The sequence below is a fragment of the Coleofasciculus sp. B1-GNL1-01 genome, from assembly GCF_040220235.1.
GTDB lineage: Bacteria > Cyanobacteriota > Cyanobacteriia > Cyanobacteriales > Coleofasciculaceae > Coleofasciculus.
Genome location: NZ_JAVJTO010000123.1, coordinates 17,355 through 38,232, shown reverse-complemented (window position 1 = coordinate 38,232; position 20,878 = coordinate 17,355). Strand labels below are relative to the sequence as shown.

Here is a 20,878-nt window from a genome sequence, read left to right as displayed (position 1 = left end):
GCATGGCTTCGCTAAAGCCTGCGGCATGGCTTCGCTAAACGCACTACGGCAAGGATTTCGTCATGATTGACATTAAGGTTTAAATGCCGAACAGCTTAATTTTCCCTCGGCTGAAGTTGATAACAATCCCCTTACTCGCTCAGGAGACGTTTACTATGATTACTCTAGACTGGTTCACTCGCCGTTGGCAGTCTTTGGTTGTCGGTAGTGTGGTGTTGGTGGGGATGTTCTCAACTGGGGGAAATGAGGGAGTCGTCGCCCAGGTGATACCGGATGATACCCTGGGGGCGGAAAGTTCTGTGGTTACCCCTGATGTAATACGAGAGATACTCAGCGACAGAATTGATGGGGGCGCCACTCGCGGCGCGAATCTGTTTCATAGTTTCTTAGAGTTTAATATTGCCGAAGGCAGAGGGGTTTATTTTGCCAATCCTGATGGGATAGAAAATATCCTCTCCCGTGTTACTGGGGATAATGTCTCGACTATATTGGGCAGGTTAGGGGTATTGGGTGAAGCGAATCTATTTTTACTCAATCCCAATGGGATTTTATTTGGGGAAAATGCCAGTTTAGATATAGAAGGGTCTTTTGTCGCCACCACAGCATCAGGGATAGAGTTAGGGGAGGATGGGGTTTTTAGTGCGACTCAACCGAAGAGTAGTCGTTTACTCTCAGTAAGTCCTGGGGCGCTATTTTATAATGCGGTAGAAGCGGCGGGGGGTAAGATTACGAATCGGGGGAATTTAACCACGGGACGAAATCTGACCTTAGATGGGGAGAATTTGGATTTACAGGGACAGTTAGGTTCGGGGAGAGATTTAACCCTACAAGCACAGGATACAGTAACGATTCGGGATAGTCAGACCAATCCGTTTATCGCCGATGCTGGGGGAAATCTGCTGGTAACGGGAAATCAAGGGATTGATATTTTTGCCTTGAATCATCCCGATTCGGGGTTGTTTTCCGGTGGGGATATGGTGCTGCGAAGTGCGGCTGATGTGGGCGGGGATGCTCAGTATTGGAGTGGGGGAAGTTTTCGGATTGAACAGTTGAATGGGAATTTGGGGCGTTTATTTAGTCCTGGAGATCCCATTATTCGTGCCAGTGGGGATGTAAGTTTTGATAGTTATCAAGGAGCTTCTCTGCATATTTTAGCGGGGGGGAGTGTCAGGATTACGGGGGATGTGGAGATTACGGGGACAGATACTTCTGATAATTCGATTCAGGAGACGGTGATTTTATCGGATGAGACACGTATAGAGATTGATGGTTCAAAACAGCCAACCCTGGATATTCGGGCGGGGACAACTGCTTTTGATACAGTGGGGGTGACAGGGGAAACGGCTGGTTTTTCGCCCATGGTTCCCGGTACAGGGGGGATGGGGATGAGGGGAGATATAAGGATTGATGGTAATGTGACGAATCCTGGGGGAGTGGTATTTTTAACCAATCAGTATCAGTCGAATTTAGCGGGGGATATTCGAGTTAGCCGGATTGATACGATGAATAGAAGCGGGGATGGGGGCGCGATTACGATTGATAGTCGGGGGGATATTTTTAGTACAGAACTCTTGTCCGCATCCGGTGCTGTTGTTAAAGATGAATTTGGTTTTATTGAGCCTGAACCCAATTTTAATCAGAATGCCGCTAATGGGGGAGCAATTATTCTGATGGCACAGGGGAATATTGTTTCCCAAGAGATAGTTTCTGGTTCCTACTCGGGTGGGGGTGATACCGGAAATGGGGGAGAGATTCGCTTGAGTGCAGGTAACGATATCACGTTTGGCGATGACTCATGGGTTTTCTCCTACTCTTTCTCTATTGAAGGCAATACTGGAGATGGGGGAGATATCAGCTTCATCGGCGGCGATATCTCTTTTGGCGATGACTCATGGGTGATCTCCGCCTCTGCCTCTTTTGATGGCAATGCGGGAGATGGGGGAGATATCAGCTTCATCGGCGGCGATATCTCTTTTGGCGATAACTCATGGGTGGACTCCAGCTCTTTCTCTTTTGGTGATGGCAATGCTGGAGATGGGGGAGATGGGGGAGATATCAGCTTCATCGGCGGCGATATCTCTTTTGGCGATCGCTCATGGGTGTACTCCGGCTCTTCCTATCGTTCTGGCAATGGAAATGGGGGAGATATCAGCTTCATCGGCGGCGATATCTCTTTTGGCGATCACTCAGGGGTGGACTCCAGCTCTTCCTCTTTTGGTGATGGCAATGCAGGAGATGGGGGAGATATCAGCTTGGGCGGCGGCGATATCTCCTTTGGCGATGACTCACTGGTTGACTCCAGCTCTTCCTCTGATTCTGGCAATGGAAATGGGGGAAAAATCAGCTTGAGCGGTGGCGATATCTCTTTTGGCGATGATTCACGGGTGAACTCCTACTCTTACTCGAGGGAGGGTGATGCCGGAAATGGGGGAGAGATTTCCCTCATTGCTAGAGATGGCGATATTATCGGCACTTCTGCTAACTTACTCCTAGCTTCCTTTGCCCTTTCAGAAGCAGGAGAAGCCGGAAATGGTGGAAATGTCACCTTAAAAGCTGGAAACGCTATCACCAACCTGGAAATTTTAACCCTATCGTCTTCAAATCAAGCTGGAACGGTTGAAATAACAGGGTTTGGGGATTTATCCGTGACCAATACCCGCATCCTCACTAGCAGGCGGGTGGAAGTAGATGTACCATTTTCTAGTGTATCCACAATCTTAGATGTTGGCGGTGAAGGACAATCCGGCGATGTCACCGTCACCAGTTCAGGCAATCTCACCTTCAACAACAGTTCTATTGAAAGTGACACCAATGGTAGCGATAATGCTGGTGAAGTCAAGATTACTAGCCCAGGTCGAGTCACGTTCAATAATAGTCAAATTATCAGTAACACCAGCAATAGCGGAGATGCAGGAGATATCTTCATCAATGCCGGAAATGGCATAACGTTCCAAGGCTTATATTCCTACCAAGACACACCTCAACGCGGCGGTTTATTTGCCGAAACCATCCCAGAAGAAAATAGCGATACCCAAACCCCCCCAGAAACCTTTGGCAATGCTGGAAACATTACCCTCACCACCCCCGAATTAACCCTAGAAAACGGCGCTCAAATAGCCACCACCACAGAAAGTTCTGGCAAGGCGGGGAATATTACCCTTCAATCCCACCCCACCCAAGAAAACCTCACGATTAACCTGGCACCAGAAACCTCTATTTCGGCTTCCACTAATTCCCCCTTCACCCAAGCCACCGGGGGAGACATCCAGATAAAAGCGCCAGATGCGATCACAATCCAGGGAGAAGGCAGGATTACCACAGAAACCAGAGGAACTGGAAACGCCGGCACGATTACCCTAGATACCTCCACCTTAACCATTGCCCAGGGAGCAGAAATCTTCGCCTTCACCGAGGGGAGTGGCGATAGTGGCACCATCACCGTTAATGCTACCACCGCCGTAAATCTCGGTCTGGGTGTGGATGATTTTTCCCCGGTTCTGTCTGTAGAAACAAGTAACACGGGCAAAGCCGGCAATATTATTGTGAATACCCCCAGCCTCACCCTCTCCGACACCGCCCGCATCACCGCCACCGCCACCCAAGACGCGATGAATCCCGAAGGCGGGGGTAGTATCACCTTAAACGCCTCCACCATGAATTTAGCCGGAATCGTCGGTGTCTTTGCCGACACCCAAGGACAAACCCCCGCCGGCACTTTAACCCTGAAACCTTATGAGAATCAATCCACCCTAGACATTACCCTAGCGCCCCAATCCCGCATCTCTGCCTCCACCTCTGGCAGTGGTAGAGGTGGAAACCTGGAAGTAAGCGCACCGGAAGCCATCACCATTCGCGGACAAGGTACACTTGCGGTGGAAACCACGGGTGAGGGTGCAGCAGGAAACCTGACGATTGATACCAAAAATCTCACCATTGCCGATGGTGCAACCATCTCAGCTTCCACCGCCTCCCCTAACTCATCTGGCTTAGGCGGTAATCTCACCATCAACGCCACAGAATCCTTTACCCTGAATCAAGCCCAGTTATCCGCCCAATCGACGGGTGTTGCTAAAGCTGGGAATATCACGATTAATACCGGACAACTCACCGCCACCAATGGCACCATTGCCACCTCAACCGAACAGTCGGCGGGGGGGGCGATTACGATTACCGCTGCGGATATCCACCTGTTTGAAGATAGCGATATCACCAGCCGCGTTGCCTCAGGTGCTGGCGGTGGCGGTAATATTACCCTCACGGCTGACTCGATTATCGCCCTGAATGACAGCGATATCCTGGCATTCGCCCAGGATGGAAAAGGCGGCGATATCACCCTCACCACTCCCGCTTTCTTTGGTCAAAACTACAAACCTGCGCCCAAAGGCACTGATCCTCGTACCTTAGATCATAACGATCGCGTGGATATCAATGCCACCGGTGCTGTTGAAGGCGTCATCACCATCACATCCGACACTGGCTTTATCGAGAACAGCTTCATTCAGTTATCGGGCAATGGAATCGACACCGACGAACTAATTGCCGAAAGTTGCATCGCCCGTCGCCATGAACCGCAACGGGGTAGCTTCTTTATTACGGGTACGGGGGGTATCCCGTTTCGCCCTGGGGATGCTTATGTTACACGGTATCAGATGGGGACGGTGCGGTCAATTCCCCGTGAGGGAGATGGGGAAGACTCTTCCTCCTCAACTCGTCGCCCTTGGAAAATCGGTGATCCGATTATCGAACCCACAGGGATATATCGACTCCCCAATGGGGAATTGATCATGAGTCGGGAATGCGATCAATAATATTGGCAACAGATTTTTGCCGTTTATCCACGTAGGGGCGCACCGACGTGCGCCCAATCCCCACCGACGTGCGCCCAATCCCCACCGACGTGCGCCCAATCCCCACCGACGTGCGCCCGTCAACTTAAGGTGAACCCCTCACCCACGCCAGCCCTCACCCCCAGCCCCTCTCCCAAGCTTGGGAGAGGGGAGCAAGAGGGGAGCAAGAGGGGAGCAAGAAAATCTGCTTCCCCTTCTCCCGTGCAACAAAAGCTCTCGCATCCTCGCGCGATCGCACCACCCCACCAACTCTGATAATTTAGTTTGTTGGGGCGCTGTCTTCCTTTTTAACTTAGCTTCATGGTGACGAAGCCCCTCTATATAAGTAAAACTTTTAATTTTGACGTTTAGGTTTTAATAGTCTAAAGATAAGCGGAATTCGGGCAGGCAGAAAATGCCCCAGGCAAATCCTGATTTGACTTGGGTTTGAGGGTGTAGTATAACGTTATTGTTATGCTGTATTGGGTTATTTTTGTAACCATTTTTAACCAACTATTCCGGAAACGCCTTGATCATGCGTTATTTTATTATCCCTAGCGCCGGAAAAATTAAAATACTACAATCAGGTTTCATTACCCAATTTGATCGACTCATTTCGAGGCATATTTGACAAAAAAGCTGTTTAATGCATCTACTTCCGGCTCAAAAGGGAATGGGGATGCAATTATCCACCCGTCATATCAAAATTGTTCCCATCAGACAGACAGGATGTCATGTGGGTGATTACTTTGTCCAATTGAGACCAGTACTTTGGCACAAACTATTTATCATTGAATGACTTAACGGGATTATCCTGATAGTAGAGTTCAGTGCGATCGCGCCGTTACCGTTTTGCCCGATTCCACGGAAAAACAAGAATACAGAAGCTGACGCCTTTTATTAGGAGGCTTTTATGACGGTCAATTCAACAGTAAGATGGATACTTATACCAATCTCGATCCTGACTCTCTCAACCTGCCTAACCCAGAATACCCTAGCCCAATCCCTACCGCCACCGGGCGTCACCCTTCCCCCAGAAACACCCGAAACCATCGAACAAATCCAACCTCAACCCCCCGCCTCACCCTTCCCCTCAGAACCCCCGACACCCCCTCCCCAACCGCAACTGCAAACCCCACCCTCCCAACCCCCACCAGATATTACCTCCCCAGAAAGCGATCGCGATCGCATCTTGATCAAAACCATAGAAGTTCTTGGCAATACCGTCTTACACCCAGAAATTACCGCCTTAATCGAACCCTATCAAAACCAAGAAGCCAGCTTCGAGGACTTACTCAACCTCCGCTCAAGAATCACTCAACTCTACATTGAAAACGGCTATGTCACCTCTGGCGCCTTCCTCGTCAATAATCAAGAACTTAGCCAAGGTGACGTTCAAATCCAAGTCGTCGAAGGGGAAGTCGAACAGATTGAAATCACTGGATTAAACCGCCTCCGAGAAGGCTATGTCCGCCGTCGCCTAGAACTTGCTACTCGTCCCCCCTTAAACCAAAAACGCCTCGAAACCACCCTGCAACTGTTGCAACTCAATCCCCTCTTCCAACAAGTCAACGCTGAATTAACTGCTGGAAGTACCCCAGGGCGAAATATCCTCCAAATCCAACTCCAAGAAGCCCCCACCTTTGGCGCTGGTATAGCTACCGCCAATACCCAATCTTCCAGCCTGGGTTCTGTGCAGAATAGTATTAACGCCAGTCATAATAACCTCTTAGGATTTGGCGATCGCATCAGTGCCACCTACGGCATCACCTCAGGAGTCAACCTCTACAACCTGAACTATACCCTACCCCTCAATGCCCGCGATGGCACTTTAACCCTAAGTTACAGCAATACCAACAGCCAGATTATTGAAGAACCCTTCGAGGACATAAAGATTAGAGGCGAAAGCCGCAACCTTTCCGCCAATTTCCGCCAACCCCTGATCTACACCCCAGAACGAGAATTAGGGATTGGTGTAGCCTTCGACTTGCGTCGCAGCCAAACCTATATCCTAGATGATATTCCCTTTTCCTTCTCCGAAGGTCCCGACGATGGGGAATCGAAAGTAACGGTGATTCGATTTTATCAAGATTGGGTCAATCGTAGTCCTGGACGAGTCTTAGCCGCGCGATCGCAATTTAGTTTTGGCATTGATGCCTTTGATGCCACGATTAATGATATCGGCATTGATGGGCGATTTTTTACCTGGATTGGACAATTTCAATGGGTTGAACAATTATCCCCCCGCGCCTTACTCGTCGCCCGAATCAATACCCAACTCACCCCCGATGCTTTACTTCCCCTAGAACGCTTCACCATCGGCGGTGTGGATACCGTCAGAGGCTATTCCCACAATCAACGGGTGGGCGATAATGGGATTATGGGTGCTGTGGAGGTTCGCCTGCCTGTGACCTCAGATCCTAATATACTCCAATTCTCCCCATTTTTTGAAATTGGCACCGTTTGGAATAACCAAGGCATTACCCTTGAACCCGCCACGATTGCTGGCTTGGGACTGGGGTTAAACTGGTTAATTACACCCGATTTATCGTTACGTCTCGACTATGGCATCCCGTTAATTGACGTTGATGACGAAGGGGACTCGCTGCAAGACAATGGACTCTACTTTTCCCTGCGTTATCAACCCTTTTGAGATATCGAGAACTGCCAACGATAGGTAGGGTTAATCAGAATAGACTTTACCCTTAAATCGGGCGCAACGCTTTGCACCCCTACAGTTTTCGGACATAAGCTTAATTCATCAAATCAGGTGTACTATGCCACGACTGGCGCGTCACCCTATTTTTTTGTCTTCTGTCTTGCAGATTTCTGCAAAGACAACTGTATTAAAAAGAAACACAAAATACAGAATTAAGCAATTTTGTTTACACAAAGCAGCATGATGTTAGAGATTTTCTAAATTATTGTAGTAATTAAGTGGCTAATGAGGTGCAATATTAGCTAGACAAAAAAATACGAGCTTGATTCATTTGTTTAAGCAAAAACACTAATTTTTGTGTTTTTCTAATACTCTGTATTTTTGATAAGGAGAAATTTAAATGAGTCGCCATCTTTATGCGCTGCTAGTGGGAATTAACGAATACCCTAAACCCATCTCTAGCTTATCTGGCTGTGTGAATGACATTAATGCCGTAGAAGAGTACTTGAAAGAGCGGATTGCTCAACCAGACGGATACAAGCCTCATATACGCAAGCTCTTAAACCAAGAGGCTACCCGTAAAGCAATTATTGATGGCTTTCGACAGCATTTGTGTCAAGCAGGAAGCGAAGATATTGTTCTGTTCTACTACAGTGGTCATGGTTCTCAAGCAAAAACGCCCAAAGAGTTTTGGCATTTAGAGCCAGACCGACTGGAAGAAACGTTAGTTTGTTATGACAGTCGTGCTGAAGGTTGCTGGGGTTTAGCGGATAAAGAATTGGCATACTTGATTGCTAAAGTTGCCGAGAAAAATCCCCACATTTGTATTATCTTGGATTGCTGTCATTCCGGTAATGGAACAAGAGACTTGTTGCAAGAAACGGGGGTGCGTCGCTTCTGCAAAGATGAGCGCGAACGCCCACGGGATAGCTACATCTTTTCACCAAAAGAGTTAGAAAGTTTATCAGTGAATCGTGGTGACGCCAAAGATCACCTGAGTGGTTGGAAGATACCCAAAGGACGCCACATTCTCCTAGCCGCTTGTCAGGACTGCGAAACAGCAAGTGACGCCGTAGATGGCAAACAGCAGGGAGCCTTTTCCTATCTCTTGATGGAAACCTTGCGAAACAATGGCAAGTTGACGTATCGGGACTTATTTAAGCAAGCCAATGCCTTAGTCCGCAGCAAGGTTTCAGCTCAATCCCCTCAGTTTGAAGTAACCCATCCAGAGGATGAAACCCGATTTTTCCTAGATGGTGCGATCGCAGAACGTAAACCCTACTTCACAGTTCAGTATACCAAAGACCATGGTTGGGTGATTGATGGGGGGGCTGTCCACGGTGTTAAAGGTTCTGCTAAAGGGGAAACAACTCTCCTAACCCTGTTTCCACTTGATTGTCAAGACTTGCATGATCCGTCACAATCTGTTGGTGAAGCTAAAGTAACTCAGGTGTTGCCATCGCTGAGTAAGGTGAAAATCAGCGGTATTGAAAACTTGACCAAAGAGCGAACGTTTAAAGCCGTTGTTACCAGCGTACCACTACCACCTTTAGGCGTTTATTTTCAGGGAGAAGAAGCGGGAGTTAATTTAGCACGTCAAGCTTTGCAGTCAGCAAGTTTTGGCAAGCCCTCAGCCTATGTGCGTGAAGAACAGGAACTCGCTGAGGCAGAGTTTCGCCTGCTGTGCTGTAATGAACAATATTTAATTGTTCGACCCACCGATGATCGCCCTCTAGTAGAGCAAATTGACGGCTATACGAGTGAGAATGCAGAAAAGGCAATTCAACGCCTCGAACATATTGCCCGATGGAATGCAATTGTTAAACTTCACAGTCCTCCTACCAGTTCAATAAAACCGGATGATGTAAAGATGACGTTCTTGTCAGAGGAGGGTGAGGAATTATCTCAATCCAAGGAAATTCGTTTGGAATACAAGTACAGTGACAGCTACGGTGAGTGGGAACAGCCTGCATTTAACCTCAAACTCACTAATACAAGTAAGAAAACACTTTACCTTACCTTAGTTGATCTTACAGACCTTTTCGCTGTTCAAGCCCTGTTTTCTGACACAGGTAGTGTGCGGCTTCAGCCGGAGGAGGAAGTTGTGGTTCTAGAAGAATACGGTGGTATAGCGCCCAAAGTGCCAGACGAGTTATGGGAGCAGGGGATTACCGAATTCAAAGATATCATGAAATTAATTGTCAGCACCACTGAGTTTGACGCCCGGTTAATGACTCAGGAGGCGCTTGACACTCCTCGACTGACAAAAAGAGATGTATCATCTCCGAATCAAAGTACTCTTGATCGTTTGATGAATCGGGTTCAAAGTCGTGATCTGGAACCCAGAAGCAAAGGAAGGTTTGACAATTGGTACACAGAGGAAGTTGTTATCACCACAGTTCGTCCCCTGGATGCGATTAAAGTTTTTAGTAAAAAACCGCAAGAATTAAAGACAGGTGTCCAATTGCAGCCGCATCCTAGCTTACAAGCTAATGTGCGTTTAACCACCGCACCTCAGGTAAGTCGGGATGTGGGAAATAAGATTGTGCCACCTATCTTTCAAGACGATCCCCATGTGACTCAATCCTTTAAATTTGCCGTTAGTCGTGGCACGGCTCCAGAGTTGAGTATCCTGGAACTAGATAATGTAGAAAACCATACAGTTGTTACCCCTGATGCCCCGCTGAAATTAGTTGTTGACACTCCATTACAGGACAATGAATATGTTTTGCCAATTGGCTATGACGGTGAGTTTTTTATGCCATTAGGTTTAGGAAAAACCACTCAAAATGGCAAGACAGAAATTGAGCTAGAGCGATTACCAGAACCCGTGAGTCAAGGAAAACGCGATCTAAAAGGGGCGATTCGGATCTGTTTTCAGAAAGTGGTGCGAGAGCAGCTAGGTTTGGAATTTCAATATCCTCTCCTCGCCATAGCTGAAGTCGGAGATGATCAGAAAGTAACGGATGAAACCGATGTCGCTGAGGTTAAAAAGCGAGTTGCCCAATCCGAGCGAATTGTTCTCTACATTCATGGGATTATTGGCGATACGAAAAGTTTGGTATCTAGCCTGCAACAGACCCTAAAAGTAGAGGATAACAACCGTTCTATTCGGGAGCTTTACGATCTCGTTCTAACCTTTGACTATGAGAACCTAAACACGCCAATTGAAGAGAATGCTCGATTGTTGAAAAAGCAACTGGAAGCTGTCGGTTTAGGAGCCAACCATGGTAAAGTTCTGCACATTGTTGCCCATTCTATGGGCGGATTAGTGTCCCGTTGGTTTATTGAACAAGAGGGAGGCAATAAAGTTGTCCAACATTTGATTATGTTGGGGACACCAAATGCTGGTTCTCCTTGGGCAACGGTGAAAGAATGGGCAACAATGGTTATGGCTGTAGGTATAAATAGTCTTTCCCAAACACCATTGCCAGTGAAAGCGCTGGGTAGTCTGAGTGAGGCGATGATGAACACCGTTGAGGTAGCGCTCGATCAAATGCAGCCCAACTCTCAATTTATTCAGGCTCTAGCTACCAGTAACGATCCAGGTATTCCCTATTCCATTATTGCCGGGAATACATCGATTAGTCCAGCAGCGTTGCAGGAAGACGGGGAAAAAGCGACTCTGCTCAAACGGTTAATGAAAAAGCTATTTGATAAAGCCGTTGCTTTACCGTTCTTGGGTGAACCGAATGATATAGCCGTAACGGTGCATAGCATTAAGTCTCTTCCAGATGGATGGAGTGTTTCTCCCTTTATCCAAGAAGTCGCTTGTGATCACTTGACGTATTTCAATCATCCAGAAGGCTTAAAGGCTTTACTGACAACTTTGACGCAAGAGTCTAAATCTCACATCTTGCCAAATTTAATGGTAACCCAAAGGTAGCCAAATGTAACCAAATGTAGGGTGCGTTAGCGAAGCGTAACGCACCATTCCCAAGCTCAGAATGATACGTTAGAGGGCGAGCCGAGCAAATTGAGTGAAATAGAGTTTCTAATTAGTGCAAGCGGCTCGCCCCTACACAGATCCCACAGGTGTTTATTTTATCCGTAACGGGTGTGATATCCGTGGGCAAATCTTAATTTATTGGCATTCTTATCAGAGGGCTGTACCCATGCCGAAATCGAAAAATTTTCAGCGGAATTTTGCTATCGTTATCGGAATCAATACCTATCACAATCGCATCCCACCCCTACAGACTGCCGCTCCTGATGCTGAAGAACTTGCCCGCATTCTCAAAGAACAACATGAGCGGCTTACTGAAAAGTATCAAAAGCAACAAAAGTATGAAGTTTTGCTTTTGTTAAACGAAGATGCAACCCTTGACAAATTCAAACAACTTCTTGAGGACTTTAAACGTAAACAAATAACGCTTCCTCAAGGGAAAGTAGATGTTAGTGAAGACGATCGCATCCTTTTCTACTTCGCTGGACATGGAATTGCCTCAGATGCTCTAGAAAGTCAGGATGGACCAGCAGGCTACCTGATTCCTCAAGATGCCATCTTAGACCAAAACAACACGTACTTACCCATGCAGGAGTTACACGATGCTTTACTCGAACTTCCCTGTCGGCATTTGCTAACCATTCTAGACTGCTGTTTTGCTGGAGCATTTCGCTGGGCAAGCCTCAGTCGCGATCTTGAGCCGAGAGTCAAAATCTATAAAGAACGTTTTGATCGCTTCATTAGCGATCGCGCATGGCAAGTCATCACCTCAGCCGCAGACGATCAAAAAGCCTTGGATTCCTTGGCGCGACGCGGTAAAACCTCAGATGGCAAACATTCTCCCTTTGCTCAAGCTCTGTTTGAGGCTTTACAGGGAACCACTGATGAAAATTCTAATCTGAATTTTGATCTCAATCAAGATCACATCCTCACGGCGACTGAGATTCATTATTACCTACGGGAAAAAGTTGAGACAACCACAGAAGAACATTACCAGCGCCAAACCCCAGGATTGTGTCCGCTGAAAAAACATCAAAAAGGAGAATTCTTTTTCCTTTTGCCCGGATTTAACCGAGATAATTTAGAGGATGCACCACCCCTTAATCTAGAAAATAATCCCTACCGAGGATTGGAATCCTATGACCAAAAAGATAGTAAATTATTCTACGGCAGAAGCAAACTAATCGATAAACTTTGCGCTCACGTTGCTTCTGAAGAGCAAGCCTTCACCGTCATCTTAGGGGTTTCTGGCACTGGGAAATCCAGCTTAATGAAAGCTGGATTATTACCGCGTCTGGTGGCGGATCATAAGTATAAAATTTTAGAGATGCGCGTGGGGGACAGTCCCCTAACTGCTTTGGCAAAGGTTTTGCCAACTCCCGATAAAACGAGTCAAAATGCAACTCAAATAGCTGAAGAGTTTGCCAAAGACTCACAAGCTCTAGTAATTTGGATTAAAGACTGGCATAAAAGGTATCCAAACGACCAATTATTGCTAGTCATTGACCAGTTTGAAGAGTTGGCAACTCTTAGTCAAAGTGATAGTAACCCAGAAAACAAAACGGGTGATAGTCACACAGAACAACAGCAATTCCAGGAACTCCTCAAAGAAGCGATTAAACAATGTCCAGATTGCTTCGATGTCGTGGTTACATTGCGGCTTGACTTTGAAGCACAGTTTCAAGAGGGTATCCTCAAAGAATTCTGGGAAAATGCCAGGTTTGTCGTGCCACCGATGACTCAGGATGAATTGCGGGAAGTCATTGAAAAACCTGCATCGGAAAAAGTATTATATTTTGAGCCTCCCAGTCTGGTTGATGATCTGATTAACGAAGTTGTACAGATGCCAGGAGGATTACCCTTACTTTCCTTCACGCTCAGTGAATTATACCTGAAGTCTGTGAAAGAAAGAAGAGAAAACCGAGCCTTAACTGATGCGGATTATAAAGCATTAGGAAAAGTCATTGGTTCTGTAACCAAGCGTGCCGATGAGGAGTATAAAACTCTGGTTAAAAAAGATAAAGCCTACGAAAAAACAGTGCGTCAGGTGATGCTACGGATGGTTGCTGTGGGTGATGAAGCTCGCCGTCGGGTACTTTTATCGGAACTAGAGTATCCAGATGAGGCAGAACATCAACGTGCGGAAAATGTGATTGACAAATTTTGTGAGGTACGTTTATTGGTTCAGGGAACGAATTCTGAAGGTAAATCCTATGTTGAGCCAGCACATGATGCTTTAGTACAAAACTGGGCTCAATTGCAGAAGTGGAAAAATGAACAGGAAGAAAATTTAATTTTACAACGCAAGTTAACTCCTGTAGCGAATGATTGGCATGAAATCAATCAGCCAGAAAAAGATAGCAAAACTAAAGCTAAATTTAGAATAAAATACTTTTTTTATTGCTTGGAAAAAGTTGAAGCTTTTCTCATTGCTCAAGCCCAGCATCCAATCCGCAAGGTTAAAAAGGCTCGTCTAGCTAAACAGCAATCCAGTGGGCTCTCAAAAAATTACCTTTGGCACAATGATCCTCGACTGGCTCAGTTGGATTTATTCCTGGATTCCCAAGACAATTGGTTCAATAAAACCGAAGATGAGTTTGTACGGGAAAGTGTCATCCACAAAGGGAGAAATACGTATCGGGTTTGGTGTTCTTTTGCTTTGATAGGCGCAGGATTATCCATTTTAACCATTGTTGCAGTTTGGGGACAAAGACAGGCGAAAATTGAAGAAATGCTGGCGTGGAGAGAATCCGCAGAAGGCAATTTAAAATCCGATCGCGATATCCGCGCCTTTCTCGATATTTTACGGGCAGTCAAGATTTCTAAACACCCACTGCTGTGGCTTCCCTCACCTGATACCGCGTTAGCCGAAGTTCAAGAAACAATGTACAAGGCTTTTTATACGGTAAAAGAACGCAACCGCATAGAGAGCGATCGCGCGACGTTTGAGCAGGTATCTTTCAATCCGAAAACTAACCAATTGGTAACCATTGGTGATGGCGACACAATTCGACTTTGGGATAAATCAGGCAATCAAGTTGACCAATTCTCAACAGGTCAAACTCGGCTCTATAGTGTAGCATTCAGTCAAGATGGCAAACGATTAGCAACGGGGGGCGGAAATGGTACAGTTAAGCTGTGGAATCTGAAAAAAGATGGCATCGTAGATTACAATTCAAACAATACAATCTGTTCAATTGCGAACCAAGCCAATTCTTCTGGAACTAACCCAACCAATACTTCTGAAGCTAATCCAACCAATACTTCTGGAACTAACCCAGCCAATCCTTCTGGTGCTAACCTAGGGAATATCTCTGGTGTAGCCTTTAGTCATGACAATAAGCTATTGGCAACCCTTATAGAGAGAAAAGACGCTCAGAACAATCCAACCACCACCGTTAATCTATGGGATATTAAACAGGGTAAGTGTATCCCAAGAAATATCGCCAACACACCACTGGGTCAAGAAGGTCAACTTCCAAACAACCAACAGACAGCAACTCGTCAAAAAAATCAACTCACAGTACCTACTCAAAACAACCAACTCACAGTACCTATTAAAGACATAGCATTCAGTCCTAATAAGAATATTATCGCCACTGTTGGACAAAACAATACTGTCAGATTATGGGACATCTCAGGCAACAAACTGGGAGAATTTCCCACTGATAAAAGAAATGTCTATAGCTTAGCCTTCACCCCTGACGGGAAATTGGCAACCAGTGGTGATGGCGGCACAATTAAACTATGGACAATTCAAACGAATGGTAGAACAGCTACCCTCGCCAACCCAACGCCGCAGGAAATTCAAACAGAACAAACCCTTGTCTACGATATCGCCTTCAGTGAAGATAAAAACTGGTTAGCCACCATTGGTGAAGATAGTACGATAAGGCTACACGATAGAACTTGGCAGTCATTCATCAAACGGATTTTTGACAAGCCTATTGTAGAAATACCACCAATTGAAGCCAGTAATCAAAGGATAACCGCTACGAGTGCAGTTTTTAGTCCTGATGGCAAGACAATGGCAACTATTGCAGGAGACGATACTGTAAAATTTTGGAATAATTTGGGTCAACAAACTGCCCGATTTAAAACAGATGCAGGAGATATTAAAAGTATCGCCTTTAGTCCAGAAGGGAATCTCTGGCTAACCAGTGGAGAGAATAGTGAGATCAGTATCCGAGATACATCAGGTGAGGAAATTGATACAATTTCACTGCCAGATATGCCAGTCTGTGATGAGGAAAACAACAATACGGATGAGAACACCGAATCATTACCCAATCCTATCACTCAGATTGTGTTCGCCTTCATCGATACCAATGATGGGACTGAACCGGATGAAGACAACTGGCGATATAATAAACTTGAAGACGACGAATATGCTGGAATGATGACTATTTTTGAAGATGGCACGACGCGCTTTTTCCCCCTTCACGAGGGAGACTTCAAAAAAACAGCATCGGGTAAACATTGTACCGAATCTTTTCCCAAGGATTTAGGACTGATTAAAGGTTTAGCCAGTAGTCCCGATGGGGAACATCTCGTCACCGTGGGAAAAGACGGTGACACTATCAATCTTTGGGATGAAGAAAGTGATCAATTTCAGCAACTTCCCATTCCAAAAACAGACAATGAGACATTCACCAGCGTAGCATTTAGTCCAGACGAAAAACGACTCGCGATCGCAAGTGCAAGTGCAGCGGAAGATGAGACGGGGTTAGTCCGGATATGGGATATCACCCAGAACGCCATTGTCGAACAATTTGACACCGGACAAGGACAACTTTATAGTGTAGCCTTTAGTCCCTTAGACAGCAGGCAATTGGTGACCGGGGGAGGAGATGGTACGGTCAAGGTATGGGACATATCTAGTAACCGTCCGGCTCAATTCTCGACTACACAGGGGACGATTCAACGTATGGAGTTTAGTCCGAGTCAGGAACTCCTCGCCACGATTAGTAAAAACAATCAACTCAATCTCTGGAATGTCCGAGAGGATGGTACAGTAAGCTTAAATCCGGCTACTGAAATCGTCCAACAGCAACAGGGAGGGGTGAAGAATGTAACCTTTAGTCCGGATGGTGAGACGTTGATTATTGTGGGCAACGATGATACGATAAAATTCTGGACTATCTCCACTAACCAAATTAAGTCCTTTGCCACTCAGCAACAACAAATCCAGAGTCTCGCTGCTAGTCCCAATAAGCGGAAATTAGCCACAATTGGCAGTAATGGTAAACTCAAGCTGTGGCAAATTCAGAATGACACTCTCAATCCTATAGATATCTCCAATAGCCAACTAAGTCGAACACAAATCAATGGTTTAGCGTTTAGTCCAGACGGGAAACAACTGGCAACCGCACAAGGTAATATCCTGAACCTGTGGACTGTCTCATGGGGTAAACTATCCAATCAGTCAGTGGATCAATTCCAAACCCAGCAACCCATTCAAAGTGTAGCGTTTAGTCCCAACAATAAGAAAATAGCAACGGCTGGAAATCAAGGGTTGCTAAAACTGTGGGACACAAAGGGGAACTTACTTGACCAAATTCCCACACAGCAAACCAGTATTACCCGTTTAGTCTTTAGTCCCAATAGTAACATCATCGCTACCATTGGTCAGAATGGCACACTCAATCTATGGGATACATCGGATAAATCTGAAGCGAAACTGTCCCTAATTTCCACCCATCAGGCTCAAGGTGTTGCAAATGTTGCCTTTAGTCAGGATGGCAAATTCCTAGCAATTGGTCGAAACAATGGCTCGATTGAACTGCGGCAAATAGGTAATGTAGACGCTCTCAAGGCAGGAATCTGCAATACAATCGGAGATTATTTTCAGAATAACCCTAATCGCCAACTTTGTGGTGGAATTGCTGTATCCACCCAGAGAATCCTAAGTCGGGGGGGTGATAAACTCTTAGTTCCCAGCCTCACCAATCGGGACAAGCAAGCCGGAGTGCAAGGAATCGCCGCTGGTGCTTTTCCCACCGCGATTGATGAACTCACCACATCCCTACGGGAAAACCGCAATGATCCCGAAGCTTTAATTTACTTGAATAATGCTCGCATTGGCACTCAAAAATCTTACACTATTGCCGTATCGGTTCCCCTAGGGAATACTGTAAATCATGGATTGGAAGTCTTGCGCGGTGTGGCTCAAGCTCAAGATGAAATTAACCGAGAAGGGGGGATTAATGGTGTATTCTTGCGGGTATTAATTGCTAATGATAATAACGATCCCAAAGTCGGGAAACAAATCGCCCAAGAATTGAGCAAAAATCCGGACGTGCTTGGGGTTGTCGGACATTTTGCCAGTGATGTTACTCTAGCGGCGGGAAAGGTTTATCAAGCCCAAAAATTAGCCGCCATTTCTCCAGTTAGTACCTCGACGCAATGGTTTAAACCCCGTTGGTATTCCGATCAATATAGGTTCCGCACCGCACCCGACGATAATACCACGGCGACAACGTTGGCTAAGTCTATGCTAAATAAACTCCAGGAGAAAAACGCGGTTGTCTTCTATAATTCTCAAAGTCAGTATAGCCAATCCCTGAAGTCAGCATTTGGTGATGCTGTGCGTTCAGCAGGAGGGCAAGTTTTGCAAGACTTTGACTTGTCTGATCTTAATTTTGATGCCCAACAAACGGTTCAAGAATCCACGCAGCAAGGCGCTAAGGTGCTGGTATTGTTGCTCGACAGGGAGGAAATCGACGACGCGATTGAGATCATTAAACAAAAGCGGGGGAACCAAATTATTTTAGGGGGAGATGCGTTCTATGGTACGAAACTCTTGGAGGTTGCTCAGGACGAAGAAAATGTCAAAGATATGATGATTGCCGTTCCCTGGCATATTAGCAATTCTCAGTCCAATTTTGCAGAAACATCAAGAAAGCTTTGGTGGGCAGATGTAAGCTGGCGCACCGCCTTATCTTATGATGCCACCCAAGCCCTGATTGCGGCACTGAAGCAGAATCCGACTCGCCAAGGGGTGGCTGAAACCCTACGTTCAGAAAGTTTTAGTGTTGATGGGGCAACGGGTAAGGTACAATTCTTACCATCAGGCGATCGCAAAAATCAGTTAACCAATCCTTTGAGTCAACTTGTCACGATTGAGCCAGGTTCTCGTTCCGGTTACGGCTATGATTTTGTTGCTGTACCTTAACCACTGGACTTTAGAGTACGACAAATTAACCTAGCTACAACCTGAAGTGGAGAAAGAAGGAAAATTACTGGGTAAAGGTATCAGATTATACGTAAAATTAGCCAATGATTTTGATCAGATTCTGGAACTAGCTCAACCGAAAACGTTTCGCTCTCCTGAATCCAGCCAGGGGGGATGTTGGGGAAAGTTGGCAGACTGTTTAATTATAGAAACTCATGTAGCACAGAAGACAGAAACAGGTAAACAACGCGGTAGGATTAAGGTTTATGAAGTCAGTTATTCCCTATCTTAAAGTCGTCAGTCGCATGGTCTTAGAGTGTCTAGGGCAGCGCGGCTTCAACCACCCAACTGTTAAGAATAGATTAAACGCCAACACCAGAAACCAAAAAGCCTTCTGTTCTCTACCTTCTGCCTTCTGGCTGCTTGTACTCATCACCCCAAGCGCGGTGCGGGCGCAAATTGTCCCGGATAATACACTCCCGGTTAATTCTCAGGTGACGGGATGTCCGGTTTGTTTGATAGAAGGGGGAACAGTGCGGGGAGTGAATCTGTTCCATAGTTTTGAGGAGTTTTCCGTACAGACGGGGGGTGAGGCGTTTTTTAATAATGGGTTGGATATTGAGAATATTTTGGGGCGGGTGACGGGGACTAATATTTCCGATATTGATGGCTGGATTTGGGCAAATGGTACAGCGAATCTGTTTTTAATTAATCCCAATGGGATTGTGTTTGGTGAGAATGCGCGGTTGGATGTTGGCGGTTCGTTTGTGGCGAGTACGGACAATAGTTTTACGTTTCCTGATGGGAGTGAGTTTAGTGCGACGAATCCGCAAGCGCCGCCGTTGTTGACAATTAACCCACACTCCGCACTTCAAAACGTAGTACGATAGGTTACAGACTTGTCTCTGAGAACACTAAGCATAAATACTTACTTTACTAAGAATTGATACCTTGAGATAATTAGCCAGTTACCTGTGGCTATTTAAAAGAGAGATTTACCTTGTCTACATCAACAACAATAGAAGTCAAAAACCTAGACCATTTGGGGATTATAGCTGGATTAATTGATGAAATAGGAATAGTGGATATCATCAATGAAAAATTAGGAATAGACAAGCGAGAAAAAATCTCATCGGGACAAGTCGTTAAAGCGATGATTCTCAATGGTTTAGGGTTTGTCTCTAAGCCTTTATACTTATTTAGCAATTTTTTTGAAGACAAAGACATAGAAAAATTATTAGGAGGTTCAGTCAAGGGTGACTATTTAAATGATGATAAACTCGGTCGAGTGATGGATGAAATCTATAAATATGGATTGACTCAACTCTTTCTAGAAATAGCAATTGCTTTAACGAAAACATTTAAGATAGAGGTAAATTTCAATCATGCAGATATCACATCATTTCATCTTCATGGGGAATATAATTATAAGTATGGGGAGTTAGGCAATCCTTCAGAAGGTTTAATTAAAGAAATAAAAAAAGAAGAAGAAAAAGCCGCTAAACTCATCAAGCAATTAGAGAAAGAAGAGTTTGAGCATCCCAGTCAAGCCAAGTATAAGTTAAAAGAATTAAACCGAAAACTGAAACTGTTTAAATTAGCTGAAGTCCAGATCGGCAAGGAAATAATTAAGTCGGGTCAAACCGCTTATAAAATCAAAGCCAAGCCAGAAAGATAGGAGCAAGAAATTACCGCGAGAGAAAAACAAGCCGGAAGATTTATCCTAGCGACGAATGTTCTCGAACAAGACGTTCTGAATTCAGCCGAAATCCTTTTAAATTACAAAAATCAACAATCTTGTGAAAGAGGATTTAGATTTTTGAAAGACCCGGTATTTTTTGCCGATAGTCTATTCGTCGAAAACCCCCAAAGAGTAGAAACGATGCTCTTTGTTATGACCTTGTGCCTCTTAGTCTACAACTTAGGACAAAGAGAAATCAGGAAGAATTTACAAAGAGCTAAAGTTGGGATAAAAAATCAAGTGGGTAAATTGATTAATCGCCCAACATTACGGTGGATATTTCAATGTTTTCAAGGGATTCATGCAGTAGTTATCGATGGAGTCAAACAGATAGTTAACTTGACGGACGAACGTCAATTTATTTTGGAATTCTTGCCATCTTCTTGTCAAAAATATTATCTGTGATTTTTTCTTGACTCACATTCGTGGCAATTGGGGGATTTTTGGATAATGGATAAATCCGTGTCAGGAGAGTAGATACTCTTCAATTTCTGCTGCTTAAAAAAGCTCATAAGAATCTCCCAAACAATTA

At 45.4% G+C, this 20,878-nt stretch carries 6 protein-coding genes and 2 pseudogenes; 7 read left to right on the top strand and 1 reads right to left on the bottom strand.

Annotation, left to right across the window (positions count from 1 at the left end; all coding sequences use genetic code 11):
- Positions 1–155 precede the first annotated feature (155 nt).
- The gene (locus RID53_RS29875; RefSeq protein WP_446391551.1) at positions 156–4,808 is read left to right on the top strand and encodes a two-partner secretion domain-containing protein; all 4,653 of its coding nucleotides are present in this window, start codon (positions 156–158) and stop codon (positions 4,806–4,808) included.
- Here RID53_RS29875 and RID53_RS29870 read toward each other — a convergent pair.
- On the bottom strand, positions 4,783–4,914 hold the full coding sequence (locus tag RID53_RS29870; protein WP_446391550.1) for a hypothetical protein: 132 nt from the start codon (positions 4,912–4,914) through the stop codon (positions 4,783–4,785). The two genes, RID53_RS29875 and RID53_RS29870, sit on opposite strands and share 26 nt — an antisense overlap.
- 825 nt (positions 4,915–5,739) lie before the next feature.
- On the opposite strand from RID53_RS29870, the gene RID53_RS29865 reads away from it, so the two are divergent.
- The 6 genes and pseudogenes from RID53_RS29865 to RID53_RS29840 all read left to right on the top strand — a co-directional run bounded on the left by RID53_RS29865 (position 5,740) and on the right by RID53_RS29840 (position 20,751).
- Positions 5,740–7,479 carry a ShlB/FhaC/HecB family hemolysin secretion/activation protein gene (locus RID53_RS29865; protein ID WP_446391549.1) on the top strand — a complete coding sequence of 580 codons (1,740 nt, stop codon included), beginning with the start codon at positions 5,740–5,742 and terminating at the stop codon, positions 7,477–7,479.
- Between the two features lie 406 nt (positions 7,480–7,885).
- Positions 7,886–11,371, top strand: coding sequence for a caspase family protein (locus tag RID53_RS29860; RefSeq protein ID WP_446391548.1), 3,486 nt, complete (start codon positions 7,886–7,888; stop codon positions 11,369–11,371).
- 115 nt (positions 11,372–11,486) lie between these two features.
- A complete protein-coding gene (locus RID53_RS29855) occupies positions 11,487–18,605 on the top strand; it encodes an nSTAND1 domain-containing NTPase (RefSeq protein WP_446391547.1) in 7,119 nt (2,372 codons plus the stop codon).
- Between the two features lie 46 nt (positions 18,606–18,651).
- Positions 18,652–18,897 (top strand): hypothetical protein, encoded by a 246-nt coding sequence (locus tag RID53_RS29850; protein ID WP_446391546.1) that lies wholly within the window; start codon positions 18,652–18,654, stop codon positions 18,895–18,897.
- Between the two features lie 127 nt (positions 18,898–19,024).
- Positions 19,025–19,480, top strand: a pseudogene (locus RID53_RS29845) (filamentous hemagglutinin N-terminal domain-containing protein); the annotation flags it as partial.
- A gap of 125 nt (positions 19,481–19,605) precedes the next feature.
- Positions 19,606–20,751 (top strand): annotated as a pseudogene (locus RID53_RS29840) (IS1634 family transposase).
- Positions 20,752–20,878: the final 127 nt, after the last annotated feature.